We start from the raw sequence: 16,976 nt of genomic DNA, 5'->3' as shown, positions 1-16,976 counted from the left end.
TGCGCTAAAGTCCAGTAAAACCCTCGGATAAAGCCGCTTCAGTTGAAAGCATACCGATACGGCTGTGGGTCACAACAGGTCACCTCGCCCAACATCAATTGCGTCAATAACTGACAAGATCCCCAGCTCATCACCACACCATTTCGATAGTGACCCGCATTGATAAAAAGCCCTTTGATGTCCGCGTGCTCGCCGATGATGGGGACCCCATTGGGTGACCCCGGCCGCAGACCTGCCCAGTGATGGGCAATCTGGCAGTCTTTCAGTGCCGGCAAAATATCAATGGCAGCAGAAGTCAATGAATCACGCGCTGACTGTGTTACCGAGTGGTCGAAACCCACGTGCTCAATGGTGCTACCCGCCAGGATCAGCCCATCTCGACGTGGAATCAAATAATGCTGACGGTGTAAGACCATACGATTAAGAAGGCCATGAGGCGCAGCAAAAGCCAACATCTGTCCTCTTACTGGCTCGACCGGCAAGCTGGCCCAAGATTCCACAAGACGCGCTGACCACGCACCACTACACACCAACACTTGACCCGCCGGCATAGGCCCCTGCTCCGTGTTGACACCGATGACTTTGCCCTGAGTCACCTGAATTTCTGTGACCGCACAATCGGCCAGTATTGGTATGCCTCGGTGCTTCAGACTCGCGCGCAGCGCTTTAACCAAGCGCGGATTGCGAAACTGGGCAATCTGCGGCATCCAAATAGCCTCGTTATGCAACGCTGCAATGGCTGGCTCGACTGCCGTTATAGCTTGCTGTCCATGAAGAAGATGAAGCGGAATGTCGGAATGCTCATCCGCCCAAGCGGTGGCTGTCAATGCTTCCTCGGAATCGATGACCAATAAGCCACTTTGCGTCCACTCTGGATCGAGACCAGTCTCCTCGAGCAATTCCTGAGCCAAGACTTCGCTGGCCCCTTGCGTAAGAGCTGCTAGTCGGGTTACCGGCTCGGGATAACGCCAAGGATACAAAGGTGAGAGAATGCCGCCACCTGCCCAGGAAGATTCTTGTCCGGGGGTGCCTTTATCCACCACAGTGACGTTCAATCCCTTGTCATGGAGCATGCGTGCGGACAACATGCCCATCAGGCCGCCACCGACGATGACACAATCGGTCATGCCATATCTCCCAGGAGTATCGGACTGAGACTCCATAGATATTTGGAGCGGGTGATGGGAATCGAACCCACGTCATCAGCTTGGGAAGCTGAGGTTCTACCATTGAACTACACCCGCGAAGCCTCATAGTTTACATGATAGATTGCGATAAAATGAGTGCAATGCAGGAACAACAGGACAAAGCTATGCAGCTGGAAGTGAATGGCGCCACCCAAGATTTTTCGGATCCTTTGACGGCTGCAGAGCTTATTCAACACCTGGGTCTTACCGAGCGCCGCTTGGCCATGGAAATCAATGGTGAGCTTCTACCACGCAGCCATTTTGCCAGCCATCAACTGCGCTCAGGTGATAAGGTTGAGATTGTTCAGGCCATCGGTGGTGGCTAGTGTTTAACCCAGTCTCTTAGGGAAGCTTAGATGTCGAATACAGATGCATTTACCCTCGCCGGCAAAACCTACCAATCGCGCTTGTTGGTCGGTACCGGCAAGTACCAGGATCTCGAGGAAACTCGACTGGCTACCGAAGCCTCTGGAGCGGAAATTGTCACGGTCGCTATTCGCCGCACCAATATCGGCCAAAATCCTAACGAAGCCAATCTGCTGGATGTCCTGCCGCCTGATCGATACACCATCCTGCCAAATACCGCAGGGTGTTACACCGCCGAAGATGCGGTGCGCACGTGTCGCCTGGCCAGGGAGTTACTGGACGGCCATGACTTGGTCAAACTGGAAGTTCTGGGTGATGAAAAAACCTTGTATCCCGACGTCGTACAAACCTTGAAAGCTGCCGAAACACTGGTTGCCGAGGGTTTCAAAGTCATGGTTTATACCAGCGATGACCCTATCATCGCCCGCGAGCTTGAGACTATTGGCTGCATCGCGGTGATGCCATTGGCTGCCCCGATCGGTTCGGGCTTGGGTATTCAAAACCGTTATAACGTCTTGGAGATTGTGGAGAATGCTCAGGTGCCTGTCTTAGTGGATGCGGGCGTGGGCACTGCTTCGGATGCAGCGATCGCCATGGAGTTGGGGTGTGATGGCGTATTGATGAATACCGCTATTGCCGCGGCGAAAGATCCTGTTCTCATGGCCTCAGCCATGAAAAAGGCCATTCAGGCAGGTCGCGAGGCTTTTCTCGCCGGACGCATGCCGCGCAAGCGCTATGCCTCTGCCTCATCACCGCTTGATGGGACTTTTTTCTGATTCGACAAATTCGCAGTTTCGTCCGCCGCGAGGGCAGACTCACCACCGGGCAGGCTAACGCCCTTGAGACCTTGTGGCCGCTCTGGGGTTTAGACTTCGCCGATCCCCGCCTATCCGAACTACTCGCTGAGCCTGCACCCGTGACACTGGAGATTGGCTTTGGCAACGGTGCAAGCCTAGCTGCCATGGCCGCCGCTCGTCCCGACCGGCGGTTCATTGGTATCGAGGTACATCGTCCGGGCGTGGGCCAATTGCTGCAACAAATCGAACAATTGTCACTCACGAATATACATATTCTGTGTCATGACGCTGTAGAAGTACTGCGGGAATCGATACCAGAAAACAGCCTCGATGGGGTGCAGATTTTTTTCCCTGACCCTTGGCCCAAAAAGCGGCACCACAAGCGGCGCTTAATCCAATCCGAATTTATCCAGTTGGTATGTGCGCGTTTGCGGCCCGAAGGTCAGATCCATTTGGCTACGGATTGGCAAGACTATGCACAGCAGATGCTCGCGGTACTGGATGCGGAGCCCGGTTTGAAGAATGATGCGGGGCGCGGCTGTTTCAGCCCCAGACCTGAGTATCGGCCGCTCACCAAGTTTGAACAACGTGGGCAACGCCTGGGGCATGGCGTTTGGGATTTAATGTACACGCGAGCAGCGCTTACTTAACCACGAGCACAGGACTGCTGGCGTGGGCCACAACCCGCTCGGACACACTACCCATGATCAATCGCTGCAAGCCTGTGCGGCCGTGACTGCCAACCACCACAAGATCAGCACCGTGTCTTCTGGCGGCCTCATTGATGGCCTCATCAGCGCGCCCCACCTCTACCAAACCTTCAATGGCAACGCCCACATCAGCAAGAGCTGGCGCTAAGGCAGTGATCACGCGCTCGACGCAATACCCTGCATCGGTTTGACCCTGACTACCTGAAGCCTCTTGAGCAACTGAGACCACTTTGAGGGGTAAGCGATATTCAGTGGCTAATCGCGCTGCCGCCATACAGGCGGCATCAGCCTGACGCGAGCCATCGGTGGCCACCAAAATGCCTTGCTGGGGCGCCAATGCATCCGCAGAGGTAACCAAAACATTGCAGGCAGCGTGGCCAATCATTTTCGCTGTGGAATCACCCACCAACAAACGCGCTAAGTCGCTGCGGTGGCGGCGGCCAACAACCACGCAATCGGCATGAGATTCCTCCGCTATATTGACCACCCCCATGTAAGGATCTACCCCATGCCTTACGGCGATACGGCATGAAATACCCATGGCCTGAGCCTCAGCTTGCATGGCCTCCAGTGACTCTTGCGCCGCTTGTGTCTCTTGTTCGACACGGTCAGGAGCCATGTACTCATATTCCGGATTGGTCAGCACGATACGAATGATCAGTAGCTCGGCAGAGCAAGCTTTGGCAATGGAGAAAGCCAGAGTCTTGGCGCCCTCACTGTGTTCTGTCCCATCACTGGCCAGAACAATTGACTCGAATCGCCCGACAGGCTGAAGCACATTTTCCATAAAAAAACACCTCGTTTCTTGATCATTGAAGCATAACGGAAACGCCAGCCACCTTTAATCGCACCGCGAAAAAACTTACACTCTATATTCCCTTCACTCATACCTTTATAACAAAAGTGCAAGAAATCATTTTCACACCGCAAATGGCGGTCGTCTTAGGGTTGTTGGCTCTCACCATCGTTCTCTTTGTCACCGAAGTCGTTAGAATCGATGTTGCGGCCGTCGCGGTCATGGTTTTGCTGGGCTTACTAAGCCTGGTCCCAGGCCTAGAATCTATCAGCGATCCCCAACGGCTTTTTGACGGATTTGCCAGTAATGCGGTGATCTCCATTATCGCCGTGATGATCATCGGCGCTGGCCTGGATAAAACGGGGATTATGTCGAGTGTCGCGTCGTTTATTCTGCGTACCGGTGGTACCACAGAAAAACGGATCATCCCCATGGTCTCGGGCACAGTCGGAGTTATCTCCAGCTTCATGCAAAATGTGGGTGCGGCAGCACTGTTCCTTCCTGTGGTATCGCGCATCAGCGCCCGCACGGGGCTCAATATGTCACGCTTGCTCATGCCTATGGGCTTTTGTGCGATCTTAGGTGGCACCATGACCATGGTGGGTTCAAGCCCGCTGATTTTGCTCAATGATCTGCTGCCTGCAGGGATGGAACCTTTTCAGCTATTTGATGTGACGCCTATCGGTATCGCCCTGGTGATCACTGGCATCCTTTATTTCGTATTGCTAGGGCGCTTTGTCCTGCCGGCAAAAAAAGCCGATGCGACGGCTGGCATCGAGAGCACCGAGGAATATTTCCAGCGGGTCTACGGGATGGATTTTGTTATTCGTGAACTGCGTCTGGGTGAGAAAAGCCCGCTAGCTGGACAAACCATTCGCGACATCGAGGCGGAGTTTCCCATCTTCATCATTGGCACTTTCATGAATGGCGAGTTGCGCGTAGGCCCATGGGGAGGCTTAGTCATTGAAGCCAATGCCCACCTTGCCATCATGGGTCGCAGCGAGGCTTTAGAAGCCTTCGCCGCACGCGCAGGCCAGCCACTTAAAGATCGGCTTGATGTCTTTTTAGACGCCATGGCTGCGACCCAATCGGGTGTTGCTGAGGTGGTGCTGCCCCCCGGCTCTGGGCTGCTGGGCAAACGGGTCACTGATATCGCCATGCGTAAAACCTATGGCCTCTCGGTTCTAGGCATTCATCGCAATCAGGACACGATCCGCGACAATGTGCGCGACGTCGCTTTGCAGGCGGGCGACACCTTGGTCTGCCATTGCCGTTGGGACTCTTTGGCGCGCGTCGATAAAGATCGCGATTTCGTAGTCATCACCAGCGATTACCCGCATGAGGATCTACGCCCCAAAAAAGTACCCTATGCACTGGTGTTTTTTGCCATCACCTTAGGCCTGATTCTCTTCACTGATCTACGCCTATCAGTTGCCCTACTGACCGGTGCCTTGGGCATGATTCTCACTGGTGTCTTGAGCATTGACGAAGCCTATAAAGCCGTGAGCTGGAAAACTGTATTCCTGCTGGCCAGTCTCATCCCCTTAGGCGCCGCGGTAGAACAAACCGGCACTGCGGCATGGATTGCTCAGGAAACGCTCAATTTCCTCGGGGTTGTCTCACCTTGGGTCTTGCAAGCGACTATGGCCATTCTCGCCACCTTTTTTACCTTGGTAATGTCGAATGTTGGAGCCACTGTCCTGTTAGTACCGCTGGCTGTGAGCTTTGCTATGGCTGCTCAAACCATGGGAATGGATGCAGATCCTCGGGTCTTTGCATTGACCGTCGCCATTGCCACTTCAAATTCGTTCCTCATCCCCACACATCAAGTCAACGCTCTCATCATGGGCCCTGGTGGCTATCGGGTGATTGACTTCATGAAAGCCGGCGGCATCATGACGATATTGTTCCTCGTCGTCTCGCTGACCATGCTAAATCTGGTTTTCTGAGGCAATTCCATACACACTATGGGGAAACGCTGCTATCTAAGCATGATGGCAGCGACCAATTATTTTAAGCCTTTGGGGAGTCTGATATGTCCACGAAACATCCGATTGTTGCGGTTACTGGTTCTTCGGGAGCTGGAACTTCTACCATTAAGAATGCCTTCGAACATATTTTTCGCCGTGAGCAGATCAATCCGGTCATCATTGAGGGCGACAGCTTTCATCGCTTTAATCGCGTGGAAATGAAACAGGCGATGCAAGAGGCTGCCTCCCACGGCAATGATCACTTCAGCCATTTCGGACCAGAATCAAACCTGTTCGACAAGCTTGAAGACCTGTTTAAGACCTACGGCGCCACCGGCGGCGGTAAAAAACGTTATTACCTGCACAGTGACGAAGAAGCTGAAGCACACAATGGTCGGCTTGGCACCAGCCTCAAGCCAGGCGAATTCACGCCTTGGGAAGATATCCCAACAGGCTCAGATCTGATGTTTTATGAGGGCTTGCATGGTTTAGTTGCCGATGGTGATACCAACTGTGCGCAGCATGTCGATTTAGGCATCGGTGTCGTGCCCATTGTTAATCTTGAGTGGATTCAAAAGATTTTTCGCGATAATGCCGAAAGAGGTTATTCTGCTGAGGCCATTGTTGACACGATCTTGCGGCGCATGCCCGATTACGTGAATTACATCACTCCGCAGTTCTCGCGCACGGATGTTAACTTCCAACGTGTTCCTACGGTGGATACGTCCAACCCGTTCATCGCCCGCGACATCCCAACTCCCGACGAGAGTTTAATTGTGATTCGTTTCAGCAACCCCAAAAAATTCGGGGTAGATTTTCCATATCTATTGAATATGCTGAAGGACTCATTCATGTCGCGGCGTAACACGATCGTGATCCCAGGCGGAAAACTGGGTCTGGCCATGGAAATTATTTTGGCACCGATCATTCATGATCTTCTTGAGCGACGTCGGTAACGGGAGAACGCAACTTGGTACGCACTGAATCCACCATGATCGCCTTGGGAACTTCGGCTCCCGAGTTCCGCCTGCTGGACCCAAGCAGTGGAAAACACGTCTCATTAAGTGATTTTCCCGAAGCCAAGGGGTACCTGATCGCCTTTATTTGTAACCATTGCCCGTTTGTGCAATTGCTGCGTCACGAGTTTGCCCGCTTGGGTCGGGCTTACTCTGCGAAGGGGATAGCCGTTATCGCCATCAACTCAAATGATGTCGAGAATTATCCGGAAGATAGCCCGGAGAAAATGCAGGATGAGGCGCGGCGATTTGGCTATACCTTCCCCTATTTATTCGATGAAACTCAGGAAGTCGCCAAGGCCTATGATGCAGCCTGCACACCGGATTTTTTCGTGTTTGATGCCGACCGCAAACTCTATTACCGAGGCCAGTTTGATGGTGCTCGGCCCGGTAGTGATATCCCCGTGACCGGAGAAGATATGCGGGCCGCTCTGGATGACTTACTTGCTGGCAAGCCAGCTCCCGCAGAGCAAAAACCCAGTCTGGGTTGTAACATCAAGTGGAAAGCCTGAAAGCCTGAGTCTTCGGTGGCGCTGCCACCGATTGACTAATGGCCGATGAGGGCATCCAGATGTACGGTCACTGAGCGCCCCAGTGACGACAGGTTGTAGCCGCCCTCTAAACAGGAAACCAACCTCCCCTGCGAATGGCGTTTGGCAATAGCCTTCAATTCTTGGGTCACCCAGGCAAAGTCATCCTCAACCAATGACATACCCCCCATATCTTCCTCGCGATGCGCATCAAACCCCGCAGAAATGATGATGAGTTCAGGCTTGACCCGCTCCAGCGCCGGCAACCAATGGTCACGTATGGCTTGGCGAAATGCGGCACTCCCGGTTCCAGCCGGTAACGGCACATTCACTAAAGTGTCTGTATCTGATGCCTCACCGACAAAAGGGTAAAATGGGTGCTGGAACGTTGAACAAAAAAGAATCTGAGGTTTATCGCTACAGATTTCCTCTGTGCCATTGCCGTGATGCACATCGAAATCCACAATCGCCACGCGCGATAAGTGATGATGTTCGAGGGCATGCATCGCCGCCACAGCAACGTTATTAAAGATGCAAAAACCCATAGCTCGCGCGCGCTCAGCATGATGCCCTGGGGGCCTAACGCTGCAAAATGCACTACTGGCTTCCCCCGACATGACCAAATCTACCGCCAGCACAGCAGCGCCTGCCGCGCGGCGTGCGGCGGTCAATGAGTAGGCATTGATCGCGGTATCACCCTGATCCAACAATGCCAAAGAACCCTTTTCGGGAACTTGCTGTTCCAGCCAAGCCAAATAGGCCGGGGCGTGGGCCCTGAGTATGGCCTCATTGGTTGCCAAAGGTGCGTCGTAATGACGCAATAAGATGCCAATGCCCGAGGCCAACAGGCGATCATCGATAGCACCCAAACGTTCGGGTGCCTCTGGATGCTCAGGGGTCATCTCATGGCGGGTGCAATCATGATGGGTAATGAATGCGATGCTCACGGTTTTCTTGACTCCAGTGGGTTTCACAAAAGTTTAACCCAAACGACCCACGTTGCAGCGCAGCAATCGTCGTATAATAAAACCCTGTTAGAAGTATTTTTTACGAGGGTAGTATGGGTCCGCATTATCTGAATCGCATTTTCACTCCCCAAAGCATTGCCGTTATTGGTGCCAGCGAGCGCGAGAATGCATTGGGCCAGATTGTCTTGGCAAACCTGCTTGACGCGGGTTTTAAAGCACCCATTTACCCCGTTAATCCCAAACACAAAACCATCCAAGGCCTTAGCGCGTTTCCGGATATTGAAACTATAGGCAAACCCGTCGAGCTCGCGGTTATTACCACGCCGGCCAAAACTATCCCTGCCCTGCTGCGTCACTGTGGTGAAAATGGTGTCCGCGCCGCGGTCATTCTCTCCGCCGGCTTTGGTGAGAGCGGCCCCGGTGGCAAACGCTTGCAGGAAGAAGTCGTGGAGCTATCCCGCGAGTTTGATCTGCGCATCATCGGTCCCAATTGCCTTGGCGTGATGCGCCCCAGTCGCGGCATCAATGCCACCTTCAGCAAGAACCGAGCGACACCCGGAAAACTGGCCCTGGTGTCGCAGTCAGGGGCCATTTGTACGGCTATTTTAGATTGGGCCGAAAGCGAACAAATCGGCTTTTCTGCCGTGGCTTCCTTGGGGGATGCCTGTGATGTCGACTTCGGGGATGTCTTGGATTATCTGGCTTTAGATCGTGAGACGCGCAGTATCTTGTTGTATGTCGAAGGCATCCAAAATGCCCGACGTTTCATGAGTGGCCTGCGCGCCGCAGCTCGCATGAAACCGGTGATCGTGATCAAGGCCGGGCGCCATGCCGAAGGGTCCAAAGCGGCGATGTCCCATACCGGCGCCTTGGTTGGTGCCGATGATGTGTTTGATGCAGCGCTGGAGCGAGCTGGTGCTGTGCGCGCCACCACCATTCAGCAATTGTTCTCCGCGGCACGCATTCTCTCCAGCGGCTACCGAGTCAGTGGCAATCGCTTGGCCATTATCACCAATGCAGGCGGCCCCGGGGTCATGGCCACAGATCGGGCAGTGGAATTGGACCTAGCCATCGCGCATCTCTCGGAGCAAAGTCTCGATGCTCTGGATGGTGTTTTGCCTGAGCATTGGTCGCATGGCAATCCTATCGACATCTTGGGAGATGCTGAACCGGCCCGCTATGAAAAAGCCATTGAAGTCTGTCTCGCCGATGAAGGCGTAGATGCCACGATTGTGCTGCTCACGCCTCAGGCCATGACTGATCCTCTCGGTGCTGCCCAAGTGGTGACCCAGGCTACTGCCAGTGCCGAAAAGCCGGTGATTGCTTGTTGGATGGGGAAAGGCCAAGTGGCCACAGCCCGCGAGCATTTTACGCGGGAACATCTGCCTCAGTTCACCACCCCCGAGGCGGGTGTCGAGGCTTTTTCCTATCTGGCCGCACACCAACGCAACCAACGCTTACTGCTGCAGGTACCTGGCCCATTAACAGACCGCAATGGCACAGATATCAAGAGCGCTCGGCTGATCATCGAGGGTGCCCTAAGTGATGGCCGCAAAGTGCTGAGCACCATGGAGTCCAAAGCGGTGCTCAATGCCTTTCGTATTCCGGTTACCCAAACTGCCAGAGCCACGACAGCCGGAGAGGCATTGGTTGCGGCCGGCACTGTAGGCTATCCGGTAGCCATGAAGATTGATTCCCCCGATATCAGTCATAAATCTGACGTCCAGGGCGTACGCTTAAACATCAGTAGTGCTGAATCTGTGCGCAGTGCATTTCAGTCGATGGTGGAAACCGCCCAACGCATAAGGCCCGACGCGCGCATCACTGGCGTCACTATAGAAAGCATGCACAAAAGCACCCATGGTCGTGAACTCATGGTCGGCGTGATACGCGACCCGGCTTTTGGTCCCGTGATCAGTTTTGGCTCGGGGGGTACCTCGGTGGAAATTCTCAAAGATCGTGCTGTGGCCTTACCGCCACTTAATGAGGTCATTATCGAAGGGATGATTGCCCGCACCCGAGTGGCAGCCATGCTCAAACAATTCCGCAATATGCCTGCGGTCGATAAAGAAGCCTTGGAACGCGTTTTGCTGCGCGTTTCAGAAATGGTCTGTGAGCTTCCGGAAATCCAGGAATTAGATATCAATCCGCTGATTGCTGATGAAAACGGTCTGGCGGCAGTCGATGCCCGTATCAGTGTGGATTACCCACCCAGCATGCCGGATCGCTACGCACATATGGCGATTCACCCCTATCCCGCGCATTTGGTCAAACAATGGCAGCTGGCGGACGGCACGAATCTGACCATTCGCCCGATCCGTCCTGAGGATGCCGAGATCGAACAGCAGTTTGTGCGCCACTTATCCGCCGAATCGCGCTATTTCCGATTCATGCAAGCAGTACATGAGTTAACCCCGCATATGCTGGTGCGCTTTACGCAAATCGATTACGACCGCGAGATGGCCTTAATCGCCGTGCGTGAACAACCTGATGGCGGTGAGTTACAAGTGGCGGTCGCCCGATATACCGCCAATCCCGACCAACTCAGCTGTGAATTTGCAATCACAGTGGCGGATGATTGGACACAAAAAGGCATTGGCAGCTATTTAATGAATGAGCTGATGGACGTAGCCCGCTCACGTGGCTTGCGCACCATCGAAGGCGAAGTGCTCGTGCAAAACACCAATATGCTAGCCTTGATACGTCGTCTGGGATTTAAAATCCAGAATAGCCCCGAAGATGAGGGGATCAAAAAAGTCTTCAAACGCCTGTGAGTCCAATGCGTCAATATGCTCTTATCATTGCAGCTGGTTTGGGTATAGTCGCGGGAAGCCTACTGACTCTATTTTGGCAAACTCCAAGCTTGGCTCTCCCCGAGCGCACGCTGATTGTACATGTGCAAAATCGCACAGCCGAAACCTTACCTTCTGTAGACATTGGCTATGCCAATGTCGATACACAGCAGAAAACCACCATCTTGCAACTGCAGCCCGGCGAAACTCGCAGCGTTGTACTGAATCATGAACCTGGACTGGGGTACACCATTGAGGCCCATTTCAGTGACGGACTCAGCCTAGGCGTCTGTGGCGGTCGTCACAGTGAAAGTCGGGTAATGCGCGAGGTGATCATGCCAGAAGGAATTTTATCCGGCATTGGCGAGCCTTGATGCCACAACCGATGGGGCGGATAATCCTGAGTTATTGACTCATGAATTGCCGAGGTCCCTATGTCGGTCGATATTATCCTGAGCATCGCGCCACCAGCAGATGACACAAGCGAACAACTCATCACTGTACATCAAGAGGGTGAACTACCGGAGTACGGCCAAATTTGGGTGTGGGACATGCTCTATGCCCAACAGCTGTACGCTCTAGGCGAATGTGATACCGCGGCGGAGCTATCAGAAACTCTGGAACTCTGGGCGGTCAACATGTCCAGCAAGGTCTTCCAACCCCGCGATCATGTCAGTCGCAAAGGGCATGATCGCTTGCACGCGCAGCTTGACCTGAAACTGCTTGCCGATGCAGCGCCTTCCGATGCGCCAGGCCACGAGGAAAAAATCTGTGTCAGTATCCACGGCCAGTCGGGTGAGCTGCCGCGCATCACGGTCAACCCGGATATACTGCCCGCTACAACACGGTTTTGGTTGGTACTGGCAGTAGCCCAACACTTTATCCAAGAAAACCCACTCTTTGCCCGAGAGCTGCCTATTCATGTATTAGCTTTCCGCAAATATCATGCGGATGTGGAACCCGGCCATAGTGCAACCGCCGCTGAACAAGCACCGTTTTATGCCATTGAAAAGGCGTTGAAATACTTTCAAAGTGCCAGCCAAAGCGTCTAGCTGAGTAACCTCTCAATCCGACTCGTAGAGCTCCTCAACAAGATTTTTGTGGTGATCCAAAATCACTGAGCGCTTAAGCTTCATCGTTGGGGTAAGCATGCCATTCTCCACATCCCAAGGCTCCAGCGTGGCCCGCAAACGTCGTATCTGAGCATATCCGGGGAAGGCCCCCAATTGCGCAGCAACGCGCTTTCTCAGGGCCTTTTCGACAGCACTCTGATGCAATTCAGCGGCATCATTGGGGCTTATATCCAAACTGGAGGCCAAACTTCTCCACTCCTCAAGATTAAGAACCAGCAATGCTGAAAGATAGGCCTTGCCCTCACCTAAGACCAATGCCTGATCAAACAACGGATCCATGGCAATGGCCATCTCCATGTCGTTGGGCGGGACTTTTTCACCATTGGCTAGCACGAGAATTTCTTTGATACGTCCGATAATAAAAATATGGCCCTGATCATCAATACGGGCCTGATCTCCACTGTGCAGCCAACCCTCTGCATCGATGGCCGCTGCTGTGGCTTCCTCATTATTCCAGTAGCCCTGCATCACAGTGGGTCCGCGCACCAACAACTCATCATTCTCACCAATGCGCACCTCAACCCCGGACAACACAGTGCCAACACTGGCGGGAAGATTGTCCTCGGGGCGGTTGACGCTGACCACCGGGCTGGCTTCCGTCATGCCAAAGCCGTGGTACACCGGCAAACCTAGGCCGATAAAAAACTCAGCAATGGCAGGCGGCAGGGGCGCTCCACCGCAGACGGCAATACGCAGTCGCCCACCCAGACGCTGCTTCACCTTGGTGGCCACTAGGCGTTCCAGCAATGGCCATAAAAGTAACTGGGGATGCCATGAGGCACGCTTTTGCTGATATTCAAAACGCCGCCAGCCCACACGCACCGTCGACTGAAACAAAAAACGCGCAAAAGCCGATTTTTCTTTGAGTCCCGCCTTAATGCGCCCGTAGATGCGCTCATAGATGCGCGGCACTGATATCAGGATAGTCGGTCGCAGGTACAGTAAATCTTCTGCCAGTCCCTGAATAGACCGCGCGAAAGCCACGCGCGCACCCACCATCATGGGCATATAACAACCTGCTGTCCGCTCCAAGGTATGTGACAAAGGCAAAAATGAGAGAAACAAATCATCAGACCCCATGGGTGCGCACTGCTGAGCGGCAAACGCATTTTGCAAAATATTATCGTGGCTTAGCATTACACCCTTAGGTCGACCGGTAGTGCCTGAGGTGTAAACGATAGTGGCCAAATCTTCGGGCTTACTAACATCACTTTGTACCTCCGCTTCTGCATCGACAGCCCAATGATCAAAATCAGTCAAACGTTCATCGTTCTGAGGCTGGACTTCGTCAAATGTATTCAGGGATACGATACGCTTTAAGCTGGGCATCTGTTCAGCCACGCCCGCCAAACGTCGCCACTGAGCGGGCCCGCCGATCAGTAACAAACGGGCACCGCAATCAGCCACGATGTAAGCGATATTGTCAGGCCGATCATCGGTGTAAAGGGGAACGGTCACTAACCCCAAGCCCAAGCAGGCCTGATCAAAGATCACCCATTCCATGCAATTGCGTAGCATCACAGCCACTCGATCCCCAGGGACAAATCCCTCCCGTTTGAGGGCGGCCTGCCAGCGAGCCACTTGCCCAGCCACTTCGCTCCATGGGTAACTACACCATTCTTGTTTTTCGCTATCAAACTGCAAATACGCTTGGCTGTCAGGGCTTTGCTGTACCCGCAGATGAAATAGTCCAGCCAACGTCTGACAGGTATGAGGCGGTATGACTTGTGCGTGTGCTGTCATTGCTTCACTCCTTAACCAGATAACCATCGGGCCGCCAGTAGCCGCGCGCGCAGCCCCCAAGCTGTCGTATAACCACGCTCCCGAAAACGAATATTCCCCTCGGCATCGATAATAAACGTCGCCGGTACGGCAAAAACCCCAAACTGCGCCGCCAAGGCCCCTGTTGGATCTACAACAACCGAGTGCGTGAGTCCGTGCTCATCCATATAAAACTGTAGCTCTTGGGCATTCCCCGATTGCATCGCCACCGTGAGCACAGGCCAATCCTGACTAATGGCCTCAATACTATTTTGCTCAAGGCGGCAAATACGACACCACGTGGCCCAAAAATGCAGAAGTACCGGTTGTCCTTGATAATCAACCAGCGTCACGGGTGCACCATCCAGGAGCAAGCCATAGAACTCCGGAGCCTCACCCGAGACCATCTGCCGCTGCAAAAATGCCTTCATCACCAAAAAGATCAGCAGAATAACCAATAGGTTGCGCACGGTACGCCACCAAGCTTTGGCTGGTGTTTGAGGCTTAGCCTGTTGCATGATGTACTTCTTCTCCGGTCTTGGTTTTACGCCTTGTTGACCCCAGATTCAGTTCTCAGTCATCCGATCATAGTCGAGAATCATTGCCCATGACCGTCACTGCTGAAACACCCTTGCGGCCATTACAGGGCCCGCGCACCGCGTGGGTCGAGGCACAAATCCCGTCACTGGATAAAGCTGAGCGGGAGGAGATGCTGGCACGCATTAAGCAGCTTTTGCTCCAAGAAGATGCCGCCTTGGTTGCACACTACTACGTACACGAGGATTTGCAACGCCTGGCCGAAGAAACCGGTGGCTGCGTGTCTGACTCACTGGACATGGCACGCTTTGGCAAAGAGCACTCAGCATCCACACTGGTGGTGGCTGGGGTGCGCTTTATGGGGGAAACCGCCAAAATTCTTAGCCCGGAAAAACGCGTGTTAATGCCCACTCTTGAAGCCGAATGTTCTCTTGATCTGGGCTGTCCGGCTGATGAGTTTGCTGCCTTTTGTGATGCCCATCCTGATTACACTGTGGTGGTTTATGCCAATACCTCAGCGGCGGTAAAAGCGCGCGCAGATTATGTGGTTACCTCCAGTATTGCCGTGGATCTCATTGAGCATTTGCACCGTCGCGGTGAGAAAGTTCTTTGGGCACCGGATCGTCACCTAGGTGCTTACATCCGCAAAAAAACCGGCGCCGACATGCTGCTTTGGGACGCCAGTTGTATAGTGCATGATGAATTTCGTACCCAAGCCTTACTGGATCTCAAACAGCAGCATCCGGAGGCTGGCATCTTGGTACATCCCGAATCACCTGCCAGCGTCATCGATCTCGCCGATGCGGTGGGATCCACCAGCCAACTGATTAAAGCTGCTGCATCACTTCCCCATCCTAAGTTTATCGTCGCAACCGATAGCGGCATCTTCTACAAAATGCGCCAAGCCGCGCCCGAAAAAAGGTTTATTGAAGCCCCTACCGGTGGGCACAGCGCCACCTGTCGCAGCTGTGCCCACTGTCCCTGGATGGCGATGAACTCCTTGCATAATCTTTTGCAAACCCTCGAATCCGGTGCTAATGAAATTCATGTCGAGGAAAGCTTGCGTCTGGGCGCGCTCAAATCCACCCAACGCATGCTGGATTTTGCCCGCGCGCATCAAACACCGGTCTTAGGCTGCGGCGATGCCTGAAAACGAGACCTAATACGGCGGTGTTTCCCCTTCGGGACGCGTCTTAAAGAGTTTCTGTGTCCACAGATATTGTTCGGGATAGCGTCGAATTAAGACTTCTAAAGCCTGATTCATTTTTATGGTATCCGTCATTTCTTCGCCCTCAGGGAAGTCCGCTAACGGCTCGGCTAATACCAATGCATATTGGTCTTTATCCACGTCATAAATGCCCATTGCTGGAATCACCTTGGCGACACTCATTTGCGCCAAGCGCCCCAAAGCCGGCACGGTGGCTTTTTTTATCCCAAAAAATGGTGCAAAGATCGTGTTTTGTGGGCCCAGATCTTCATCGGCTAAATAATAGAAATCCCGCCCCTCACGGATCGCCCGCAAAACAGGACGCAAGCCTTGCTTGCGGGCATAAACCAGCGCTCCATACTGGCACCGACTGCGAGTATTAATCCACTCCACCACGGGATTTTTCATGGGTTTGGCGAAAGACACACCACCCAATTCCTGGCTGAGACGCAAACCACCGAAATCCAACGCTGGCGCATGCCCGGCACAGATAATCACAGGCCGCGGGACATCTCTCTGCAAGATCCCAGCCTCATCGATAATCTTTATGCAGCGCTGATGCTCAGGCGCACTGCCAAACCAGAGCAAAGGGTAATCAATGAAACATTGCCCCATAACACGAAAATGCGCCCTTAAGACCTGCGTCCGTTGCGCCTCGTTCCACTCAGGAAAACACCATTGCAAATTGGTGGCGGCGATGTGTTGACGACGAGATGATGCATGCCACAGCAATCGGCCCAATCCGCGGCCCATCAGTAGGCGCAGCGAGCGCGGTAAATACAAGCTGACGCGCAACAAGCCAACACCCAGCCAAGTTGGCCAGTGCCGGGGATGCAGCAATGAGCGTGGCAGAGGCTCCGCATCAGGCATTCGTGGGCGGTTCCTGCTCAAGTTTTTTTAACACGCGCTTATGAAACACTTGCATCTCGCGCGCCGCCTGCAAATCCCCACGCTGTTGAGCAACCGCCACCCCCTGAGCATAAGCATCGCTGGCATCCGCAAGGGCCTGTGTGTCCTCCAAGGCTTTACCCAAGGCTTTCCATGCTGCTGAGTAATGGGGATCCTGAGTAACCGCGGCCCGCAAATGCAGGACCGCATCGGCCGCCTGGCCTTGCGCTAAATAAGCATTGCCGAGGGTTAAGCGAAGCAGGGCATTGTCTTGGCCCGCTTCCAGCATAGCCTTAAAGCGATCGATTGGATTCACGG

Annotated in this window: 17 protein-coding genes and 1 tRNA gene; 10 read left to right on the top strand and 8 right to left on the bottom strand. The window is 53.7% G+C overall.

Going from position 1 to position 16,976, the window contains the following annotated elements; translation table 11 throughout:
- Positions 1-38 precede the first annotated feature (38 nt).
- Both thiO and CKX93_RS04925 read right to left on the bottom strand, forming a co-directional pair.
- Positions 39-1,127, bottom strand: coding sequence for a glycine oxidase ThiO (thiO, locus tag CKX93_RS04930; RefSeq protein ID WP_076755572.1), 1,089 nt, complete (start codon positions 1,125-1,127; stop codon positions 39-41).
- 43 nt (positions 1,128-1,170) lie between these two features.
- Positions 1,171-1,244: transfer RNA gene (locus tag CKX93_RS04925), tRNA-Gly, on the bottom strand.
- Positions 1,245-1,279: 35 nt separating this feature from the next.
- Here CKX93_RS04925 and thiS point away from each other — a divergent pair.
- From thiS to trmB, 3 genes are read left to right on the top strand one after another with little or no spacing between them, the layout of a single operon-like run.
- Positions 1,280-1,513: a sulfur carrier protein ThiS gene (gene thiS, locus CKX93_RS04920; RefSeq protein ID WP_234982814.1), complete on the top strand. Its 234-nt coding sequence runs from the start codon at positions 1,280-1,282 to the stop codon at positions 1,511-1,513.
- Between the two features lie 30 nt (positions 1,514-1,543).
- Positions 1,544-2,329 (top strand): thiazole synthase, encoded by a 786-nt coding sequence (locus tag CKX93_RS04915; protein WP_076755571.1) that lies wholly within the window; start codon positions 1,544-1,546, stop codon positions 2,327-2,329.
- On the top strand, positions 2,326-3,000 hold the full coding sequence (trmB, locus tag CKX93_RS04910; protein ID WP_076755570.1) for a tRNA (guanosine(46)-N7)-methyltransferase TrmB: 675 nt from the start codon (positions 2,326-2,328) through the stop codon (positions 2,998-3,000). Before CKX93_RS04915 ends, trmB begins: the two co-directional genes overlap by 4 nt.
- Here the strand turns inward: trmB and CKX93_RS04905 are convergent.
- Positions 2,993-3,847 carry a universal stress protein gene (locus CKX93_RS04905; RefSeq protein WP_076755569.1) on the bottom strand — a complete coding sequence of 285 codons (855 nt, stop codon included), beginning with the start codon at positions 3,845-3,847 and terminating at the stop codon, positions 2,993-2,995. The genes trmB and CKX93_RS04905 overlap by 8 nt on opposite strands.
- Positions 3,848-3,963: 116 nt before the next feature.
- Between CKX93_RS04905 and CKX93_RS04900 the strand changes: the two genes are divergently transcribed.
- From CKX93_RS04900 to CKX93_RS04890, 3 genes are all read left to right on the top strand, one after another.
- Positions 3,964-5,805 carry an SLC13 family permease gene (locus CKX93_RS04900; RefSeq protein WP_076755568.1) on the top strand — a complete coding sequence of 614 codons (1,842 nt, stop codon included), beginning with the start codon at positions 3,964-3,966 and terminating at the stop codon, positions 5,803-5,805.
- A gap of 86 nt (positions 5,806-5,891) precedes the next feature.
- Positions 5,892-6,782 (top strand): phosphoribulokinase, encoded by an 891-nt coding sequence (locus tag CKX93_RS04895; protein ID WP_076755567.1) that lies wholly within the window; start codon positions 5,892-5,894, stop codon positions 6,780-6,782.
- A gap of 14 nt (positions 6,783-6,796) precedes the next feature.
- Positions 6,797-7,354 (top strand): thioredoxin family protein, encoded by a 558-nt coding sequence (locus CKX93_RS04890; RefSeq protein WP_076755566.1) that lies wholly within the window; start codon positions 6,797-6,799, stop codon positions 7,352-7,354.
- A gap of 35 nt (positions 7,355-7,389) precedes the next feature.
- On the opposite strand, the gene CKX93_RS04885 is transcribed toward CKX93_RS04890, so the two are convergent.
- Positions 7,390-8,319 carry a histone deacetylase family protein gene (locus CKX93_RS04885; RefSeq protein ID WP_143339928.1) on the bottom strand — a complete coding sequence of 310 codons (930 nt, stop codon included), beginning with the start codon at positions 8,317-8,319 and terminating at the stop codon, positions 7,390-7,392.
- 113 nt (positions 8,320-8,432) lie between these two features.
- On the opposite strand from CKX93_RS04885, the gene CKX93_RS04880 reads away from it, so the two are divergent.
- From CKX93_RS04880 to CKX93_RS04870, 3 genes are read left to right on the top strand one after another with little or no spacing between them, the layout of a single operon-like run.
- On the top strand, positions 8,433-11,114 hold the full coding sequence (locus CKX93_RS04880) for a bifunctional acetate--CoA ligase family protein/GNAT family N-acetyltransferase (RefSeq protein ID WP_076755565.1): 2,682 nt from the start codon (positions 8,433-8,435) through the stop codon (positions 11,112-11,114).
- A gap of 5 nt (positions 11,115-11,119) precedes the next feature.
- The gene (locus tag CKX93_RS04875) at positions 11,120-11,506 is read left to right on the top strand and encodes a hypothetical protein (RefSeq protein WP_076755564.1); all 387 of its coding nucleotides are present in this window, start codon (positions 11,120-11,122) and stop codon (positions 11,504-11,506) included.
- A 60-nt stretch (positions 11,507-11,566) separates the two neighbouring features.
- On the top strand, positions 11,567-12,184 hold the full coding sequence (locus tag CKX93_RS04870) for a hypothetical protein (protein ID WP_076755563.1): 618 nt from the start codon (positions 11,567-11,569) through the stop codon (positions 12,182-12,184).
- A 12-nt stretch (positions 12,185-12,196) separates the two neighbouring features.
- Here CKX93_RS04870 and CKX93_RS04865 read toward each other — a convergent pair whose 3' ends face one another.
- Complete coding sequence (locus tag CKX93_RS04865; RefSeq protein WP_076755562.1) at positions 12,197-14,008, bottom strand: AMP-dependent synthetase/ligase; 1,812 nt, start codon at positions 14,006-14,008, stop codon at positions 12,197-12,199.
- Positions 14,009-14,019: 11 nt separating this feature from the next.
- The gene (locus CKX93_RS04860) at positions 14,020-14,544 is read right to left on the bottom strand and encodes a protein disulfide oxidoreductase (RefSeq protein ID WP_076755561.1); all 525 of its coding nucleotides are present in this window, start codon (positions 14,542-14,544) and stop codon (positions 14,020-14,022) included.
- Between the two features lie 89 nt (positions 14,545-14,633).
- Between CKX93_RS04860 and nadA the strand changes: the two genes are divergently transcribed.
- The gene (gene nadA / locus CKX93_RS04855) at positions 14,634-15,713 is read left to right on the top strand and encodes a quinolinate synthase NadA (protein ID WP_076755560.1); all 1,080 of its coding nucleotides are present in this window, start codon (positions 14,634-14,636) and stop codon (positions 15,711-15,713) included.
- 9 nt (positions 15,714-15,722) lie between these two features.
- Here nadA and CKX93_RS04850 read toward each other — a convergent pair whose 3' ends face one another.
- The gene (locus tag CKX93_RS04850) at positions 15,723-16,640 is read right to left on the bottom strand and encodes an LpxL/LpxP family acyltransferase (RefSeq protein WP_076755559.1); all 918 of its coding nucleotides are present in this window, start codon (positions 16,638-16,640) and stop codon (positions 15,723-15,725) included.
- Positions 16,633-16,974, bottom strand: coding sequence for a tetratricopeptide repeat protein (locus CKX93_RS04845; protein ID WP_076755558.1), 342 nt, complete (start codon positions 16,972-16,974; stop codon positions 16,633-16,635). The genes CKX93_RS04850 and CKX93_RS04845 overlap by 8 nt, the downstream gene beginning before the upstream one ends.
- Positions 16,975-16,976 lie beyond the last annotated feature (2 nt).

Origin of the sequence: Ectothiorhodosinus mongolicus (assembly GCF_022406875.1) — a bacterium.
In the GTDB taxonomy this organism is placed as follows: domain Bacteria; phylum Pseudomonadota; class Gammaproteobacteria; order Ectothiorhodospirales; family Ectothiorhodospiraceae; genus Ectothiorhodospira; species Ectothiorhodospira mongolica.
Note: the sequence above shows the minus strand (reverse complement) of the source record. Positions and strands in the feature narration are given on the sequence as shown.

Bases quoted from the DNA above. Each gene is read 5' to 3' on its own strand.
- CKX93_RS04865 (WP_076755562.1), bottom strand. From the start codon at position 14,008: ATGACAGCACACGCACAAGTCATACCGCCTCATACCTGTCAGACGTTG.
- CKX93_RS04850 (WP_076755559.1), bottom strand. From the start codon at position 16,640: ATGCCTGATGCGGAGCCTCTGCCACGCTCATTGCTGCATCCCCGGCAC.
- CKX93_RS04915 (WP_076755571.1), top strand. From the start codon at position 1,544: ATGTCGAATACAGATGCATTTACCCTCGCCGGCAAAACCTACCAATCG.
- CKX93_RS04870 (WP_076755563.1), top strand. From the start codon at position 11,567: ATGTCGGTCGATATTATCCTGAGCATCGCGCCACCAGCAGATGACACA.
- CKX93_RS04875 (WP_076755564.1), top strand. From the start codon at position 11,120: ATGCGTCAATATGCTCTTATCATTGCAGCTGGTTTGGGTATAGTCGCG.
- CKX93_RS04905 (WP_076755569.1), bottom strand. From the start codon at position 3,847: ATGGAAAATGTGCTTCAGCCTGTCGGGCGATTCGAGTCAATTGTTCTG.
- nadA (WP_076755560.1), top strand. From the start codon at position 14,634: ATGACCGTCACTGCTGAAACACCCTTGCGGCCATTACAGGGCCCGCGC.
- CKX93_RS04860 (WP_076755561.1), bottom strand. From the start codon at position 14,544: ATGCAACAGGCTAAGCCTCAAACACCAGCCAAAGCTTGGTGGCGTACC.
- CKX93_RS04895 (WP_076755567.1), top strand. From the start codon at position 5,892: ATGTCCACGAAACATCCGATTGTTGCGGTTACTGGTTCTTCGGGAGCT.
- thiS (WP_234982814.1), top strand. From the start codon at position 1,280: ATGAGTGCAATGCAGGAACAACAGGACAAAGCTATGCAGCTGGAAGTG.
- CKX93_RS04880 (WP_076755565.1), top strand. From the start codon at position 8,433: ATGGGTCCGCATTATCTGAATCGCATTTTCACTCCCCAAAGCATTGCC.
- thiO (WP_076755572.1), bottom strand. From the start codon at position 1,127: ATGACCGATTGTGTCATCGTCGGTGGCGGCCTGATGGGCATGTTGTCC.